The sequence below is a fragment of the Psychrobacter sp. ANT_H3 genome, from assembly GCF_027919975.1.
GTDB lineage: Bacteria > Pseudomonadota > Gammaproteobacteria > Pseudomonadales > Moraxellaceae > Psychrobacter > Psychrobacter maritimus.
Genome location: NZ_JAQISM010000007.1, coordinates 173,019 through 191,415 on the forward strand (window position 1 = coordinate 173,019; position 18,397 = coordinate 191,415).

Below are 18,397 nucleotides of genomic sequence, written 5' to 3' on the forward strand. Positions count from 1 at the left end.
CAAAGCTTAATCCATTAATTTTGAAGATTTATCCTCTAAATTGGTGGATTAAATTTGTATTCATTACTTATTAACCTACCCAAAATCTTCCCTCAAAATACTCGCCATATTACGCTCGGCAAGTCCCGTGATAAAGACATACGGATTGACGCCAGCGCTACCGGGGATTAACGCGCCGTCTTGTACGTATATATTTTCGTGCCCTTTGACGCGTCCAACTCCATCAGTCGCTTTGCCAAGTACGCAGCCGCCTAGTGGGTGATAGCAGAAGTTATCGCCGAAGCCTTTGGTGAATAATAAGCTTGAAGTCGAGCCACCATTTACTTTAGCGAGTTTTTCGATCAGCTCTTTGGCAGCGTTTACCGAGTACTCATTTTGCTCACGTTTCCAGTTTAGTTTGACGGTTTTGCTGGCTTTGTCAAAGTAATAGTTGCCACGTTCTGAGTTGTCAGTGATGGCGAGATATAGCGTTGTCCAAGTCTCAAGTCCCAATGGCAATGGCGCGAGTTCGGCAAAAATTTTGTATTTTGAACCGCCTCTATCGCCGTCCCACATATTTATCCCTTTGACCGGAATGGTAGATTGGGTGGTGCCCGCGGCGTGGACGAAATTACGTCCGGTCATGATGTTACCGTTTGGCCCCCAGTGCTGACCAATATGTTCGTTTAGGTTGTTTAGTTTGCCTTGCGCTTGGCTTTTGAGTAGCAGCTCTGAGGTGCCAGTACTGCCCGCATTTAGAAATAGCTTATCGCAGGTATAATGCTCAACTTTATCGATGCCGCCCGTGGTATCGAGGACGTGGACTTCTAATCTGAGTTGCTCATTATCGAGCGCTTGGATGCTATTGACTTTGCGCAAGGTTTTGACCGTGACGTTGCCAGTGGCTTCAGCGTCTTTTAGGTAGGTTAAATCCAGTGAATACTTGCCCGCATTGTTGCCATAAATCACTTCACCGCCGAGTGCTGACGCATAGACTTCGCCACGCGCTTCCTTTTGCATATAATCAAAGTCATAGCTATTACCAAAGAATTCGGTTTTAAGTCCAGCTTTCGCGGCTTGGCGTTCAGCTGCACGAGTGTATTCATAATGCTCGGACTCATTAAAAAACGATTCAGGGATTTTACTGACTTTCAGGTTTTTCATGGCACGGGGAAAATAGGTATCGTACATCTCATTAGAATCAATCCAAGGAAACACTTCTTCAAAATGCGAGCGTCTTGGCTGAATGGCAATCGCGCCATTGACGATGGAGCCGCCGCCATAAGCACGCCCTGCGAATACTTTCATATCGTCGTATTCGATTAAATCCAAAACTCCCGGGTATTTTCTGATAGGAATTGGAATCGGGATAGGGGCGTTTGGCATATTGCTAAACCAGCTTGAGCGTTTATCGGCGCTAATCATTTTGCAAAAGGTATTATGTTCGGGCGTTCTATCCCAGCGCATACCCATCTCAAGTATCAATACTTTATGACCTTTTTCGCTTAATCGTAGCGCTGATACCGCGCCGCCGTAACCACTACCGACGATGATATTGGGGAAGTGTCCCATTTGGGTGATGGTGCTTGGTAGTTTTGGCTGCTTGGCAAGCGTTTGGCAGCCACTCACCGCAGCGGAGGTGCTGATAGCGCCTAAGCTTAAACCCATGGCTTTAATCAGTTGGCGTCGTTGCATGGTGTATCCTAATTTGATATTTAAGCTAAAAAAGCCCGAGTTGAATAATATTAGCTTTTGACTGTAAAGGTGCGCTAAGCCAAGCGAGCATCATATTAGCAAACATAGGTTGCGTTATTATTTCAGTCACACGATTGCTGTAATACTTATAGATAAATCGGGCTTTCGTTCATCGATTATTCTTGCCAGTTTTTAGTCAGTTATTTTTATAGGAAGGCGTAAACTTGACCAAATAGGGAATTTCGCTTACTATCTTGTTTCAATGTACTAGAACGCAAATACATTAAAACATTCTTATCATTAAAAACGCTAAATAATTCGGCAAAGACAACAATAGTAGTAATTAATTTAAAACAATAAGGCTTAACTATGACAACGCAAAATACCGCCACGGACTACGGTTTACATCAATCCATCTTGCCGAATAGCGAGGGTTTATATGGTGAGTTCGGTGGCAAAATTGGTCATCCTGAGCTTGCTAAAGCCATGAGCGAGATCGAAGTAGGGTTTCGTGAAATTATCAAAAACGACGACTTTATCAAAGAGATGAAGCGCTTGCGTGAGACTTATGTTGGTCGTCCAAGTCCCATTTATCATGCGCAGCGTTTGACCCAGCATTGCGACGGCGCGCAGATTTATTTTAAACGTGAGGATTTAAACCATACGGGCGCACACAAAATTAATCACTGTTTGGGTGAAGTGTTATTAGCCAAGAAATTAGGCAAAAAAAAGGTGATTGCGGAAACGGGCGCGGGGCAACATGGCGTCGCGTTGGCAACGGCAGCGGCCTTGATGGGTATGGAGTGTGAAATACACATGGGTGTGGTCGATATTAAAAAAGAACATCCAAACGTCAGCCGGATGAAGATTTTGGGTGCCAATATCGTGCCAGTATCACGCGGTGCAGGGACGCTAAAAGAAGCAGTCGATAGCGCTTTTGAGACTTATTTGAGTGAGCTTGATACCAGTATGTTTGCGATTGGCTCGGCACTGGGGCCGGCGCCATATCCTGAAATGGTCAGCTATTTTCAATCGGTGGTTGGGCATGAAGCACGAGCGCAGTTCTTAGCGACGACGGATAAGCTACCTAATAAGGTGGTCGCTTGTGTTGGCGGTGGCTCCAATGCTATTGGCATGTTTAGCGGCTTTTTTGATGATGCAGAGGTACAAAAAATCGGCGTGGAACCTGCAGGTGAGGGCTTGGATACACCCAATCATGCGGCGACAATGTCGCTCGGCGTCAAAGGCGAGATTCATGGCTTTAAGTGTTATGTATTGCTTGATGAAAAAGGCGAGCCTGCACCGGTACATTCGATTGCCTCTGGTCTAGATTACCCGGGCGTTGGACCACAGCATTCGCACATAAGAGATTTACAACTGGCTACGTATGAATCAGCGACTGATGCAGAATGTTTAGAAGCCTTTATGGCGCTATCACGCCTTGAGGGTATTATCCCTGCTTTAGAGTCGGCACATGCCATTGCCTATGCGATGAAAATCGCCAAAGATATGTCAGCGGATGAGACGATTTTGGTGAATCTATCAGGGCGCGGCGATAAAGATATTGATTTTATTTTGGATAAGGTAAAGCTATAAAAAATCTGCAAGCAGTATAAAAAGACAACAGCTCTCAAGCGTTTAACCAGTTATCATCGTGGTTTTTTTAACGTCTAACGCTTGATAGGATTCACCCATGTCCAACCGCGACCTCATTATTTTTATGACACTGTCCTTTATGTGGTCGCTGTCTTTTATTTTTTACCGTATCGGCGTGCCAGAATTTGGCTCGCTAGCGTTTGCCAGTTTGCGGGTGGTATTTGCCGGTTTGGTGATGCTGGTTTTTGTCTTAATCAGCTCAAAAAACAGAGCAGGTATACGTGATAACTGGAAAGTACTGACCCTAGTCGGACTGTTCTCTGCGGCTATCCCTTTTATCCTGTTTGCCTTTTCAGCGCGCTCGGTCAATGCTGGGGTGTTGGCGGTGCTTAATGCGTCTGTACCGATGATGAGCGGTTTTATCGCCAGCACCTTTTTTAAAGACCGACTGTCAAAAAAACAAATTATCGGCTTAATCATTGGCGTTATCGGCGTGGTTATTTTGATGAGTGAGAACTTATTTGGCGGCAGCGGGCAGGGCGCTGAGTCAGGCTCAGGGTTACTGCCGATGGGCTACGCATTATTGGCCTGTGTCGGTTATGCCGTCGGCGCCAATATCACCAGAAACTATTTATACGATGTCTCGCCGGTGGCGATTACCGCAGGCTCGCTTATCATCGCCAGTATTATCATGCTGCCGATAGCGGTTTATGAGTTTCCCTATGGCAAAACCATTAGCCTCACTGCTTGGACGTCAGTGATTTGTATTGGCGTCTTTTCAACCGCCATCGCGCTGATTTTTATGAATCAATTGATTAAAAGTATCGGTCCGATGCGCGCGACCAGTATTACCTTAGTGATTCCGATTTTTGCCATTATTTTAGGCTATCTGCTGCTTGGTGAGGCTTTAGACACGCCAGCGATTATCGGCTCGGTGGTGATATTGTTTGGTACCTATCTGTCTTTAGAGTTGTCTATCAAAAAGATGCTGAAATCCTGAGATATTGATTTTTTCTAATTGATAAATAGCCTTTTAATCAATGGCGCTTAATTAACACCTTCTACCATAATAAATTGAATGGGAAAGGTAATGATGTCAAACGCCTTGGCAAATGGCATCAGCGCTTTCAGCCTTTTTTCTTCTGCTAATGCTTTGTCTGGCTGATAATGATAAAACTTTAGCGTGGTCGGTTGGCGCAAGCGATATGATAACGTCTCGATATTTTTCACCGCCGGTGCCACCGTCACAGGGAGGCGCCAGAGATTTTTTGTACAGCGTGTCATACCACCTGCAAAACCATCATGACAAGTAAAATCAAACCCTTCAAGTTTAGCAGTTTCACTGGCGGCTAGTAGATGGGTCGGTTTTTCAAACCATAATATGGTGGCAATGCATCCTTGCTTTGATGTGCAGCCTTGCTCGCCTATTCTTATTCTAAAATATGGCGCATTGAATGCCGGCATCGGTTTAAAGGAAAAATAAGCCAAATCCACTTGCTCTAAAATATCAATAAACTCACGATCTCTCTTGGCGCTCTGCACCAAATAGCTGCGCTTTTCTCCGGCAAATACAATGGCATGCTCAACGCCTTGAATAGGCGCGGCAGGCTTGCCAACAGCAATAATCGTGTCGGTAAATTGCTCATCGGCCACCCATTTGGCATCTTCTTGTACCATCAATTGATAATCGAGCTTTTCGCTGACGATACAACCGCTTAAGCCTAAAACTAATGAGCCAGCTAAACATAGTTTGGAAAGTGATTTTGACATTATATTTTCTCTGCTTAAAAAATAAAGGGCAATCGAGAAAGGATTGTTAAATATGATATTAAGCCAATTTTGCATAAATAAGTTGACTAATTTTCTAAATGAATACAAGTAACGCATTAAAGTTTTAGCGAAAAAAATTAGAGAAGCGTTAAGAGCTTAACCTTTTCTGCTGTTCAATTAAATAGAGAATCCCATAAAGTTGCTGCTGATATATTGACAAAGGTCGACATTCGCTATTTAATCTAGAAACCAATGCCAACTATAAAAAGTGTAAATAATTTTATGGTTTGGTTGTGTTTTTAACTGACAAAAGGATATTGTCATGAGCGCTCAGCTGTTTTTAGGATTTATGAATTCTGCTACCCTTTCTCGTTCTTCGCGCTATTTGCTCACTGCCGGCTCTTTGACGGCGTTAAGTCTCGCCATCAGCTCAGCACATGCCGCTGGCATCGAATACAGCAAACAATCGGTCGCGCCTTTTTTTGAGCCGGGTAATTATGCCGAGCTATCTTATGCGTATGTTGACCCAAAAATTGAAGGCACCGATGCTGCTGGTAATAAAATCGGCGACATGATGGATGACTTTGATTTACCCGGCGCGGCTATTAAAATCGCCCCGACAGCCAATACGGCATTGGCAGTGATTTACGAGCAACCCTTTGGCGTCGATACCCAATATCCAGCAGGGAATATATTTAACAATAGCATGGGCACGACCGAGGCGCGAGTAGAGACAACCGGTATCACGCTTTTAGGCGGCGGTAAGATTAGCAATAATGTGTGGTTATATGGTGGTCTTGAATACCAAACGCTAAAAGGCAAAATTACTGGCGCGCAGCCAGTAGGTTTGACTACGGCAGTGTCACAAGTGATCGATGAGGCGGGCGCGCTCTTTGGCATACCAACGACTACCGCTTATTATGATTTGGTCAATAAACAAAATAATGGCACGATTACGCCAACTGAAGCCGCAACTTTGGGTGCTATTAATGAAGCGGCTATTAACCCTGTGGCGATAGCGCCGACTTATTATACGTTAGACTTTGAAAACGAAAGCACGCTCGCGCCGGTGATTGGTATGGCGTATGAGAAGCCGGAGATTGCCTTGCGCGCGGCGTTAACGTATCGCGCGCCCGCCAAATATCAGGTATCTGGGGTAGAAAACCTGCAAGTTATTTTGCCGCCTATCGCTGGCGGTGATGGGGTAACACCGGGACCAGCTACTGACGAAGTTGCCTTACCGTTAGCGGGCAAGACCGAAGTTAAAATGCCGCAGTCGGTCAATTTTGATTTCCAAACCGGCCTCAGTGAAAAGTATCAGCTTTTAGGTATGGTCAACGCGCGCTGGGTAGATTGGAGTAATTTTAGTGTTGCCCCGCCTTTGGCATCGTTATCAACACAAGAGCCACTAGCGGCCTATAAAAAAGACGGTTACGCGGTTGAGGTGGCATTGGGTAAACAGTTTAATCCAAAAGTTTCAGGCGAAGTACGCTTGGGTTATGACCATGGCACCGGTGCGCCGCTCAGTTTATTAGGACCTTATGACTCTATCAAAAGCTTGGGATTAAGCGCGCAATACAAATTGACCGAGCAGCTTAGTGTTTCTGCGGGCGGTCAGTATATGTGGTTTGAAGGCGGTCCAGTCGATACCAAGGTTGATGGTCGGGTAGCCAATATCGATGATGGTACGGGCTACGCGCTCGGTATGAAACTTGGTTATCATTTTTAAAGAATTGACTAGGGCGTGTGCTCATTTTAAAAATGGTGATAAAAATGAGATAAATTGTAGCCAAACAAGGAAAATAGTGCAGTTAATATCGGGATATTACCCAGCTATTTGACGAAGTTTGGCAAAATTTAGCCATTTTTAGACCATTTAGATGTCTATCGATTGAATTGAGGACACGCCCTAAGATTGTTTGTTAAAAATAACGATTAGAAAAAGCACTTACTTTAAAAAGCAGGTGCTTTTTTATTGCTTGAAATGCGCTTTATTAATCAACGCTTATATCTTGGCAAAACAGCCCTTCCAAGCATTCTCGATTATCACCCTCAGTATGCCAAATGGATGGAATCTGCATGGCTTGATTTAATCGATAGTAGGTCATTGACCTATAGTGCATCCCGTCACCATCTTCATCGGTACTAGGCGCTGGATAAAGCTGTTGACGCTCACTATCGGATAACGCCATAAAGTTAAGATAGTTTGTTGCATCTTTTGCTAAAATACTATCGGGACGTTTGCTGAGTGCAACCATCGTCTGCTTATATTCTGGTTCTAGAAACTCACGAATATCATCATCCGTCCATCCGGTATTGTCTGAGCCAAAAAATAAGTAATAGCGATACGAATCTAGTAGCACCTTGGCATCTTGCACAGCATAGCCATTTGGATAACGTGTTATATAATCTTCCCAAAACACCGCACGCTCAACTAACTCTGCAAAAGAGGTAGTAATGGCGGCATCACTCAAAAAAATGTCTTGATTTTCTATTGCCATCCGCTGGATAAATGCTTTTTGGTCTTGGCGCAAATAAGGGGTAAAAATATCTGCCATTGCTTTCAAATCATGATTAAAGGCATAGTAACCTTCGCCTAAATTGTAAACTCTAACATCAGCATCATTTTGGATGAGGCCAATCAAGTAGCGTACGCGTGGGCTCAGATTGTTTAGTTTTTCTTCCGTTACTTTTTCTCCTTCCTCTAAGGCATTCATCACGTCAAAAAAATCTTGGTCAAATTCTGAATCACTAATATCAGTTTCCTCCCATAAAAAATGCTCATACATCGCTTGATAGTCTTTTAGCAAATTCAATACTTCGGCATTACTGGCCGTTGGCAAACAGGCTGTTAATTGTTTTTGGATGGCATAAATAGCTTCAATTTTGCTGCTGTTATCCACTTTTCCCATGGATTTACTCAACTCTAAGCAGGTTTTTGCGTCTAGCGCTGAGTCTGTTGCGGTAGTCGTTTTGGTTGCTGATTTTTCTAAGGATGCCTGCTTATTGACTTGTTCTGTATTTTTCGCCTCATTTGCTTCAGATAACGCATCTGATTTGGGTTGGCAGGCGCTCACACCCACGCTCACACTCAAGAGGAAAATTAGTCCTATCGTAAGTGATAATATGGTTTTTTGCATGGACTCTATCCCTTAAGTAAATGCCAAAAAAGTGAAGGCTAATAATGGTGATAGTTATTTATAAAATTGGCAAAAGGTGTATGGGTGGCGCATATATCGTTTGATAAGATTTCCACTGATTTTATTATCTTAATACCCTTATAAGGTCACATAAATAATAGCGTTTAAAAGGTTGAAAATATACTTGTGTCGGTGTTTTTGTTTGTAAGTTTTACTTGGAATCCTCCTCTCTACCCCCTATAAAGAACACGGCTGATCAATAGACGGCTTCATAATGATAAGTGACAATATGATAATGACAAGCGCTATTTATCAATATTTAACCACTGTTAAAACCGTATTTTTATAACAACAAACAAGGCATCTCATGGCACACGATAACTTATTCGAACCCGTAAAAATGGGCACTCAAACTCTAAAGAATCGCATCATCATGGCACCGTTGACCCGCTTACGTGCGGTTGAACCGGGCGATGTTCCTACGGCGTTAGCCAGCGAGTATTATGCGCAGCGTAGTGGCGCAGGATTGGTCATTACCGAAGCGACGCAGGTATCTTTTCAGGCCAAAGGTTATGCGGGCGCGCCAGGTATTCATACCCAAGACCAAACGACGGCATGGAAAACCATCGTTGATAATGTTCATGCTAAAGGCGGCAAGATTGTCGTCCAGTTATGGCACACGGGTTTGGTCGCCCACGAAAGCGTCCAACCAGATGGCAAAGCGCCTATCTCAGCGTCTGATATCGACGTTGGTGTACGTACCTCATTGCGTGACAGTAATAATCAAGCGATTCGCGTTGCTGCCACACCGCCACGCCCAGCCACGCTTGAGGAAGTGCAGCAAGTTATCGCTGACTTTGGGCTTGCGACCAAAAATGCCAAAGAAGCAGGCTTTGATGGCGTAGAGATTCATGGCGCGCATGGTTATCTGCTGCATCAGTTTTGGGTTGAGCAAACCAACCAGCGTGATGATGAATATGGCGGTAGCCGCGAGAATCGTGCGCGTTTGACCCTTGATGTCATCGATGCTTGTGTCGCTGCGTGGGATGCTGACCATGTCAGTATTCGCGTGTCACCGCTTGGTACGTTTAATAATGTCGAAGCGGGCTACAATGAAGACGAAAACATCTGGCTCATTGAGCAGATTAATAAGCGCGGTTTGATGTATCTGCATCTCTCTGAGCCTGACTGGGCAGGTGGTACGCCTTATAGCCCTGAATTCCGTCAGCGCGTTCGTGACGCTTTTGGGCAGATGATTATTGCTGCTGGTGGCTATACCGCTGAAAAAGCAGAGCAGAATATCAAAGATGGCTATATCGATGCGGTGGCTTTTGGTCGTGACTATATTGCCAATCCTGACTTAGCGGAACGTATCCGTGAAGGTGCGCCGCTTAATGAGCAACATCCGCAAACCTTTTATGGTGGTGGTACGGAAGGCTATACCGATTATCCGTTTTTAAATCAAGCATAAATGTTGATCGGATAAATCATTCAACGGGCTTTATTGATTAGGATAAAGTGACAGTGCATAAAAAAGCCACCCTGCGATAATCAGCAAGGTGGCTTTATTGATTAGGATAAAGTGACAGTGCATAAAAAAGCCACCCTGCGATAATCAGCAAGGTGGCTTTTTTAATGGGTAATATTTGGCTATTTACCAAAGTTACCCATTTGGTAATCACGAAACGTTTGCTTTAACTCTGCTTGGGTATTCATGACAAACGGACCGTAGCCTGCTACTGGCTCACCGATCGGTTCACCACTTAATAGTAGTAATTTAACCGTACTTGGCGCTTGTTCATCATCGGAGAGCTTAGGGTATGTTAGCTTAATGCTATCGCTTACCTGCGTTGCTGATGGTTCATGGGCAGCATTGATATCAGAATCAAGATCAGTATCAGTTGGCGTGGCAAACTGAATCAGACTACCTGCGCTCACTGGCGTATCGTTAATCAGTAGCGCGCCTTCTTGTACCAATATCATGACATTATGGCTGTTTGGCACTTGCAGTGTCGTTGAGCCAGCGCTATGCAATTCGATATCCCACATATTGATAGGCGTAAAGGTACTTGCCGCGCCTGTCGTATCTTGCCACTCACCTGCAATAATCGCTGCTTTACCTATCTCATTTCCGTTTTCATTATCGGTTAAATTAACGATAGGCAAATCAGCCCGTGTTAAAGTTTGATACTTGGGCTCAGTCAGCTTATGGGCGCTCGGCAAATTCACCCATAATTGCACCATGCTAAAAGGACCGCCACGTTGGCCAAAGGCTGGCGAGTGGAACTCTTCGTGCATAATACCGCGCCCCGCAGTCATCCATTGCACACCGCCTTCTTGGATGACGCCATAACCACCGGCCGAATCAGCATGACTAATCTCGCCGGCATAGGCAATCGTTACCGTCTCAAAACCTTTATGCGGATGCTGCCCAACGCCGTGCGGCTGCGTCTTATAGTTTGGATTTGGGGCAAAGTTGGTCGGCTGACCATAGTCTAATAATAAAAACGGGTCAGTATGACGATGATTAAAATCAGGATCATCATCTAGGTGATTGAACAAGGTTTTGACATAAAAACCGTCGCCGACCCAATGCGGCTCTTTATCACCATAAATATGTTTGATGGAACGCATTGAACACCTCGTAAGCCTAAGCGTATTAATAAATACCCATCTAGTTAACAGTTATTCTTTAGCCACAATTATCTAACATGAGTTATTTAAATGCTCATGATTAAATAATAATGCTTCAATAATAATGTTCTGCTAACTATTAAGTAATTCTAAATTTATATGAGTCTATATAATGATTATATTCACAGTTATCAAGCGTTTATTGGTTTCTATCCCATTTGGATAACCTGCGTTTAGATAACTGGTGTTTGAATAGCTAGAATTTGAATAGCTAGCGTTTGAATTAAAGGTATGCCTTAATATCAAACTACTTCACCGCAAACAAAACCACTGGCCCATGCCCATTGGAAATTATAGCCACCAAGCCAACCGGTGACGTCGAGCACTTCGCCGATAAAATATAGCCCGTCTTGATGTTTACTTTGCATGGTCTTTGACGAGACTTCATCGGTTGTGATGCCGCCGCGTGTGACTTCAGCGGTACGATAGCCTTCGGTGCCAGACGGTTTTAGCTGCCAGCCGTTCAGCGTTGTCCCAAGCTCTATCAAGCGCTCATCTTTAATATTAGCAAGCTCGGTATCTTTGATATCGTCCCACAAATGCGTTTGTAGCGCTGCCAGCAGTTTTTTCGGCAAAGCATTGTCGGTATTGTCTCCCAAAACCGTGCGGATAAGCTGGCGTGGGTGTGATTTTTTATGGGCAAGAAAAAGCGCCGTCATATCTATATCAGGCATCAAATTGATGCTGATGGTTTCGCCAAGATGCCAATAGTTGGACAGTTGCAGCATAGCCGGACCAGACAGTCCGCGATGGGTAAAGAGCAGCGGCAGCTTAAAGGAGATGCGCTCATTACTGGCAATCACCGGCAGACTGATACCGGCAAGCGTGCGAATCAGCTCACCGGTTTTATCGGTAAAAGTAAAAGGTACAAGGCTGGCATCGGTTGCTACCAGCGTATGTCCAAACTGCTGCGCAAGCTCGTAACCAAATCCGCTCGCGCCGAGTGTCGGAATCGATAAGCCGCCCGTCGCTACCACGAGCGACTCGCAGCGATAGCTGGTTTGCGGCAGCTTGCTTTGATTGCCGCTGTCTTTTCTCTCTTGTTTTTCTTTTTTACTGAGCGCTTTGGTTGTTAATAGTTGAAAGCGGGATTTTTTATCGTTTTCGAGTGCTTGCACGCTGTCGACTTGGGTATTGAGTCTGACTTGCACACCTACGGCGGCGCATTCATCAAGGAGCATGGTTAAAATATCTTGCGCCGAATCATCACAAAATAGCTGTCCGTGCTCGCGCTCATGGTAAGGGATTTTGTGCTGCTCAACCATGCCGATGAATTCCCAACTCGGATAACGGCTCAGCGCGGATTTACAAAAATGCGCATTGCTACCGATAAAATGCTCAGGCTCGACGAAGTAATTGGTAAAGTTGCAGCGACCGCCACCTGACATGAGGATTTTTTTACCGGCTTTATTGGCATGGTCGAGCACCAAGACGCGGCGACCACGGCGACCCGCGGTGAGCGCACAATATAACCCTGACGCACCAGCGCCGATGACGATGACATCATAATGATTGTGTGATGGTGCATTGCGGGTATTTTCCATGACGATATGTTCCAAAAAGCGAGAGGTTGTAAAGGTTAAAATAAAAGGTAGCTATAAAGGCAGTAATAAAAGTAGCTATAACATTAACAATAAAATTAGCAATAAAATAAATAGTAGGTTTTGAGGCAAAGAAATAGCAGGCTACTAAATATAGCTTGCCGCTATTTTTAAGCCGATCTTTAAGGTAGCCATTGTCCATGTTTTCTTTCAGCTTACAAGGATTAAATAAGGCGATGAGAGATTCTCTATGCACCGAAAACTGCTAAAGATTATAAAAATGCAGGTATAGAGAATATTATTGAATAATCAATCGATTCATCAAGATATGTAATGCTTTATCAAGTATACAGCTGTGCAGAGGAATTGTTGTGATTCGCGGTTGATGTCTTGCAACCCTCGCGCTTATTTGTCAAACTATCCTTAGGTGTCACATTATGGAAGATGACGCTTATCACCTGTAGCAGCGATTGTTGTTTGACGACTGGCGTTTGACGTCAGTCGCTTCATGAAAGCCGCTACCGGTCATAATAATTAGAAAAGGATGACTACGATGACTCAGAAATCATTTCCTCTCACGGCTGAATTTGTCGCCGCTGCCAATACCACCGCCGAACAATACACTAAAGACTATCAACAATCCATTGCGTCACCTGAGGCAAACGATGCCTTTTGGGCGAAGCGTGCCGAGCTGATTGATTGGATAAAAAAACCCACCAAAATTAGCAATGTTAATTATGACTTAGAAGATTTTCATATCAAATGGTATGAAGATGGTGAGCTGAACATTTCAGTCAACTGCCTTGACCGCCATGTTAAAAATAACCCCTATAAACCGGCGATTATTTGGGAAGGTGACCATCCGTCACTGCATAAAATCATCTCATTTAAAGAGCTGCATGAAGCGGTTTGTCGCCTAGGCAATGCCATGCGCAAACTTGGAGTGAAAAAGGGCGATCGCGTCACCTTATATATGCCCATGATACCAGAAGCGATGGTGGCCATGCTGGCGTGTACCCGTATTGGGGCGGTGCATTCGGTGGTATTTGGCGGCTTTTCTGCTGAGAGTTTGGGCAACCGTATTATTGACAGTCAATCTAAACTGGTCATTACCGCTGACGAAGGTATCCGCGGTAATAAGCGCACGCCGCTCAAAGCCAGTGTCGACCGCGCTTTAGACATGGATGGTACTGATAGTGTGACCAACGTCATTGTCGTGCATCGTACGGGCAATTCTGTACCAATGAGTGGTCGCCGCGATGTTTGGTATCACAGTTTGGTTGATGGTGAGTCAAAGCATTGCGAACCTGAAGTGATGAATGCCGAAGACCCGCTATTCTTATTATATACCTCAGGCTCAACGGGCAAGCCCAAAGGCGTGTTGCATACCACTGGCGGTTATATCACCTATGCGCTTTCTACCTTCCGTGATGTGTTTGATATTAAAGAAGACGATGTCTACTGGTGTACGGCGGATGTCGGCTGGGTGACGGGTCATACCTATGCTACTTACGCGCCGCTTGCCAATGGTACGACGACCGTTATGTTTGAGGGCGTACCAGAATATCCAACGTGGGCGCGTATCGGTCATATTATTGATAAACACCAAGTCACGGTTTTGTACACGGCACCGACGGCGATTCGCGCCATGATGAAAGAGGGTGATACCTTTGTCCGTGAGTCGAATCGTTCAAGTTTGCGCTTGCTCGGCACCGTTGGTGAGCCGATCAATCCGGAAGCGTGGGATTGGTACTATCATGTCGTCGGCGGCGGTAAATGTCCGATTGTCGATACCTGGTGGCAGACGGAAACCGGCGGTATTTTACTGGCGCCGATACCGGGCACGGTAGATATGAAACCGGGTGCGGCGATGAATCCCTTGTACGGTATTGTACCCGTCGTTGTTGACGGTGATGGCGAGATACTCGAAGGCTCGGCCGAAGGCAACCTTGCAATTAGCGGCGGCTGGCCGGGGCAGATGCGTACCATTTATAATGATCATGAACGTTTTTTAAAAACCTATTTTACAGAATATCCGGGCTACTATTTTACGGGTGATGGCGCGCAGCGAGACGAAGACGGGCACTATTGGATTACCGGACGGGTAGATGACGTGCTCAATGTCTCAGGACATCGATTGGGCACCGCAGAGATTGAAAGTGCGGTAGTGGCGCATCCGGCGACCGCTGAGGCGGCTATTGTTGGTATGCCGCACGACATTCGCGGTATGGGTATATGCGCCTTTATTATCCTAAAATCGGGCGAAACTGCTACCGAATCCCTAAAATCAGAGCTGAACCGCCATGTGCGTATGGAGATTGGTCCGATTGCCAATTTAGATGCTATCTATATGGTCAATGTGTTACCCAAGACGCGCTCTGGGAAAATCATGCGCCGTATCCTGCGTAATCTTGCAGCAGGGCAATATGTTGGACTGGGTGATTTATCGACCCTTGCTGATAGCGCCGTTATCAATGAGCTAGTTGATGTGGTGAAAGCTGAACGCGGAGACTGATAGGAGCTATTAGATAGCTATCTAGTAGGTATCGATAGATAAAATCGTCAAAAGTAATTTTTTAGCGCCAATAGCCAATAATTAGGCTTATAAATAAGCTTTTATAAATGTAAGTGAAACAATAAAGAGCCATGTTAGCAAAAATAGCATGGCTCTTTTACGTAGACGTTATTGATATTGACCGGCTTTAAAGGTTCAATATATTTAATATAGCGGCGCTGTTTTATGGCTTCAGCTTCTATGGTTTCTATAGTCGGTTTAAGATAAAAGAGCCACGTTCAAAACAATCTTCTGCTGGTATAAATTTTCCTCGCTTGCTGTGTGCTTCGCACTCCAGAGGCTTCGAAAAACTCATCCCAGCAGCACGGTGTTTTTTACATTGAATCTACTATATTTGCTCCCTACTTTATAAGGTTTACTGTCATTATGCCTGACTCTTCTTTGCTGCTTGCTCAGACATCATCGCCGAAAATTGCCATTATTGGTGGCGGCTTAACGGGCTTATTTACCGCAACCTTATTAGAGCGTGCTTTTAGCCAAATGAATGACCAGAAAATTAATGACCAGAAAGTTAATGACAAAGCCTTAATACCAGAAATTACCATTTTTGAAAAATCTCGCAGCGTCGGTCGTTTGGCGACTCGTTATCGCACCGATAGCCACACTAATAAAAAATGGCAATGGGCATTTGGTGCACAGTTTTTTACCGCCAAGAGTACAAGCTTTCAGCAGTTTATTAAGCCTTGGTTACAGACAGGTTTGCTACAGCCTTGGTGCGCGCAAGTAGTGAGCTTAACGCCAATAGATGCGAATAATCAGACAGCTGATATTCAAGCTAAAGAGCAATGGAGCAGGGTTCAGGCGCGCTATATCAGCACGCCAAAAATGACCAGTTGGGGGCGAGCATTAGCCGATGAGTTACAGTATACGACCATCGAATTTAAAACCCGCGTCGTGGCTTTGGCAGAACATAAGCAAACTCTCGCTAATAAAGTCAGCAAAGAAACCAGTCAGAAAACTGAACTGTTTGATGAAGACGGCAACAGTCTTGGCAGTTTTGATTGGGTCATTTGTACCGCGCCAAATGCTCAAGCTGTAGAACTGATGGCAAATAGTGGTTTTTCTGAATTAGCAAAAATCACTGAGCCACAAATGCAAGCCTGCTATACCTTGATGCTTGGCTGGGATGATAAGCAGCCATTGCCTGAATCATTAAAGCATCAGGAAATGGTATGGGATGTGGCGTATGTGCAGGATTCTATACTTGATAGAATCTTTATCGAGCAGCAAAAGCCTGCGCATAATGAGCTATTACCCAGTATTACTATTCATGCGCGCAATGATTGGTCAGAGCAGCACGTCGATGCCGATATGGATACGATAAAAGCGCAGTTATTAGCAGCCGCCAAGCAAGCCTTAGGTTGGAAGGCAGACAGTACACCAAGCCAAGTTGACTGTCATCGCTGGCGTTATGCGGCGACCGTCAAGGTTTCTAATACAGACTCTAATAATACAGATGCTAATAAAGATGCAGTAGGCATATTGGCTGATAACGAGCAGCAATGGATTGTCAGCGGCGACTGGTGCGGGCAGGGCAATATCGAAAGCTGTTATCAGATGGCAACACAAACAGTGGCAAGGATTTGCGCGCGCTCATTAATTAGTGCGGGTTAAGTCATCTGTGCGAACTAAATAAAAGGAGGTAGGACGCCATGTTTGGATTTGATATCGATATAGAGCTGATGCAATATCATTTTTTTCAATTGGGTATAGCGTTTATTCTCTCCTTACCGATTGCCTTAAACCGTGAAATGAAAGACAACGGCGCAGGGCTTAGAACCTTTCCGCTCGTAACGATTGCTTCCTGTGCTTTTATGCTCGTAGGCATGGATATTTATGATTCAGCTGGGGAGGCGAGAATCATGTATGCCATTATCACCGGTATGGGTTTTATCGGTGGTGGGGCGATTTTTAAAAACGAAGAAGGCTCAAAAGGCACGGCGACGGCAGCCAGTCTTTGGAATACGGGCGCTATAGGTATCTCGGTCGCCTACGGTCGCTATGAGATTGCCATTATTTTATCTTTTGTGGGCTTTTTAATTTTGCAGTTCTCAGAGCCATTTAAATCCAAACATAAGCTTTAATGCTTGATAGTATTTAACAGTCAAGATAGTAATATTAGGCTATAGGAATAATAAGATTGATTAATACTAAAGCGCAGACAAAAAAAGAGCCCACGAAGGAGGTGTCGTGGGCTGAGGAAAACTTATCATGCGACCGAGTTACTTTTGCTATTAACGATTTTGATGTAAACGAGTCACAAATAAATTGAGCAAGATTTATTATTGTTAATATAAAGATGATGTCAGAATCCGATATTTCAAGAATTTCTTACATCTGCTTACAATTATCAGTGTACAACTGTATTTATTTGACCATAATAACCGAAAATGGCTGATTTACCTAGTTTGCTTACATGTCATTACGTTTTGAGGGCGTTATACCTGCCTATATTGTCAAGAAGTAGTAAAATAATAAGGCACTTATAAATCTCTATTTATAAGCGTTTATTGGTCAAAATAAAGGGTAACGCACCAAAGCCAAAACCAACCTATAGAGATGGCATGACGCCATGCCGTAAAAGTGCTAAGCTAACCACATTCTTATCGTTCACTATCAACTGGGTTTGCCATGACCGAGAGTACACAGCTGCACACGCCAGAACAAAAACCGCTACCGGCGCAAAATGACAAAAGTATTTTTAATCTGCCCAATAATCTAACGATTGCGCGTATTTTAATGATTCCGCTATTTGTAGCGATTGCCTATTGGCCACCCGCCCTAGGTATTGGGATGCCCGCGATTTCAGATAACGTCATCGCTCGGGTCGGCATGAGTGAGTTTAGCGACAGTTTACTGCGCCATTTATTGCTGACCGGTGTCTTTATTATTGCGGCAATTACCGATTGGCTTGATGGTTATTTTGCTCGTAAGCTCAATGTAGTATCGGCCTTTGGGCGCTTTTTGGACCCTGTTGCCGATAAATTAATGGTCGCAGCTGCCTTGATTATTTTAGTGCAGTGGCATCCCAATATCATTATGGCGATTGCCGCTATTGTTATTATCTCGCGTGAAATCGCCGTATCGGCGCTACGTGAATGGATGGCTGAGCTCGGTAAAAGCACCAGCGTGGCGGTCTCTTATGTCGGTAAACTCAAAACCACTTTTCAGATGATAGCCATCACCGTTTTATTATTAAACTGGCAATCGCTTGAGATGATAGGTTATGTATTAATGGTTGCCGCGGTGATTTTAACCTTATGGTCGATGCTCATTTATCTAAAAGCCGCGTGGCCCTATTTAAAACAAAGCGGTTAATATAGATTAAAAATAAGCTTACTAAAAAACGCCAGTCGCATTATACGACTGGCGTTTTTTTATGGGGATTTTGGACGTCCCATATTTTA

13 protein-coding genes are annotated in these 18,397 nt (G+C 44.4%); 8 read left to right on the forward strand and 5 right to left on the reverse strand.

The annotated features are described in order from the left end of the window. Positions 1–75: 75 nt before the first annotated feature. The gene (locus PG901_RS05710) at positions 76–1,674 is read right to left on the reverse strand and encodes a GMC oxidoreductase (protein WP_271133825.1); all 1,599 of its coding nucleotides are present in this window, start codon (positions 1,672–1,674) and stop codon (positions 76–78) included. Positions 1,675–2,043: 369 nt separating this feature from the next. Between PG901_RS05710 and trpB the strand changes: the two genes are divergently transcribed. After that, positions 2,044–3,270 (forward strand): tryptophan synthase subunit beta, encoded by a 1,227-nt coding sequence (gene trpB / locus PG901_RS05715; RefSeq protein WP_271133826.1) that lies wholly within the window; start codon positions 2,044–2,046, stop codon positions 3,268–3,270. Positions 3,271–3,367: 97 nt separating this feature from the next. Next, positions 3,368–4,270, forward strand: coding sequence for a DMT family transporter (locus tag PG901_RS05720; protein ID WP_271133827.1), 903 nt, complete (start codon positions 3,368–3,370; stop codon positions 4,268–4,270). 47 nt (positions 4,271–4,317) lie between these two features. On the opposite strand, the gene PG901_RS05725 is transcribed toward PG901_RS05720, so the two are convergent. Beyond that, positions 4,318–5,040 (reverse strand): hypothetical protein, encoded by a 723-nt coding sequence (locus tag PG901_RS05725; protein WP_271133828.1) that lies wholly within the window; start codon positions 5,038–5,040, stop codon positions 4,318–4,320. A gap of 322 nt (positions 5,041–5,362) precedes the next feature. Between PG901_RS05725 and PG901_RS05730 the strand changes: the two genes are divergently transcribed. Then, positions 5,363–6,769 carry an outer membrane protein transport protein gene (locus PG901_RS05730; protein WP_271133829.1) on the forward strand — a complete coding sequence of 469 codons (1,407 nt, stop codon included), beginning with the start codon at positions 5,363–5,365 and terminating at the stop codon, positions 6,767–6,769. A gap of 265 nt (positions 6,770–7,034) precedes the next feature. Here the strand turns inward: PG901_RS05730 and PG901_RS05735 are convergent, their stop codons facing one another. After that, the gene (locus PG901_RS05735; RefSeq protein ID WP_271133830.1) at positions 7,035–8,180 is read right to left on the reverse strand and encodes a hypothetical protein; all 1,146 of its coding nucleotides are present in this window, start codon (positions 8,178–8,180) and stop codon (positions 7,035–7,037) included. A gap of 367 nt (positions 8,181–8,547) precedes the next feature. Between PG901_RS05735 and PG901_RS05740 the strand changes: the two genes are divergently transcribed. Then, positions 8,548–9,651 (forward strand): alkene reductase, encoded by a 1,104-nt coding sequence (locus tag PG901_RS05740; protein WP_271133831.1) that lies wholly within the window; start codon positions 8,548–8,550, stop codon positions 9,649–9,651. Positions 9,652–9,830: 179 nt separating this feature from the next. Here PG901_RS05740 and PG901_RS05745 read toward each other — a convergent pair whose 3' ends face one another. Both PG901_RS05745 and PG901_RS05750 read right to left on the reverse strand, forming a co-directional pair. Next, complete coding sequence (locus tag PG901_RS05745) at positions 9,831–10,814, reverse strand: pirin family protein (RefSeq protein ID WP_271133832.1); 984 nt, start codon at positions 10,812–10,814, stop codon at positions 9,831–9,833. Between the two features lie 302 nt (positions 10,815–11,116). After that, positions 11,117–12,418 carry an NAD(P)/FAD-dependent oxidoreductase gene (locus PG901_RS05750; protein WP_271133833.1) on the reverse strand — a complete coding sequence of 434 codons (1,302 nt, stop codon included), beginning with the start codon at positions 12,416–12,418 and terminating at the stop codon, positions 11,117–11,119. 550 nt (positions 12,419–12,968) lie between these two features. Here PG901_RS05750 and acs point away from each other — a divergent pair. From acs to pgsA, 4 genes are all read left to right on the forward strand, one after another. After that, entirely contained in the window at positions 12,969–14,930 is a 1,962-nt protein-coding gene (gene acs / locus PG901_RS05755) for an acetate--CoA ligase (protein WP_271133834.1), read from the forward strand. Between the two features lie 426 nt (positions 14,931–15,356). Beyond that, the gene (locus PG901_RS05760) at positions 15,357–16,604 is read left to right on the forward strand and encodes an NAD(P)/FAD-dependent oxidoreductase (protein ID WP_271133835.1); all 1,248 of its coding nucleotides are present in this window, start codon (positions 15,357–15,359) and stop codon (positions 16,602–16,604) included. A 38-nt stretch (positions 16,605–16,642) separates the two neighbouring features. After that, positions 16,643–17,074, forward strand: coding sequence for an MgtC/SapB family protein (locus PG901_RS05765; protein WP_183619640.1), 432 nt, complete (start codon positions 16,643–16,645; stop codon positions 17,072–17,074). 547 nt (positions 17,075–17,621) lie between these two features. Continuing rightward, complete coding sequence (gene pgsA / locus PG901_RS05770) at positions 17,622–18,308, forward strand: CDP-diacylglycerol--glycerol-3-phosphate 3-phosphatidyltransferase (RefSeq protein ID WP_183619641.1); 687 nt, start codon at positions 17,622–17,624, stop codon at positions 18,306–18,308. The last annotated feature ends 89 nt before the right edge of the window (positions 18,309–18,397 follow it).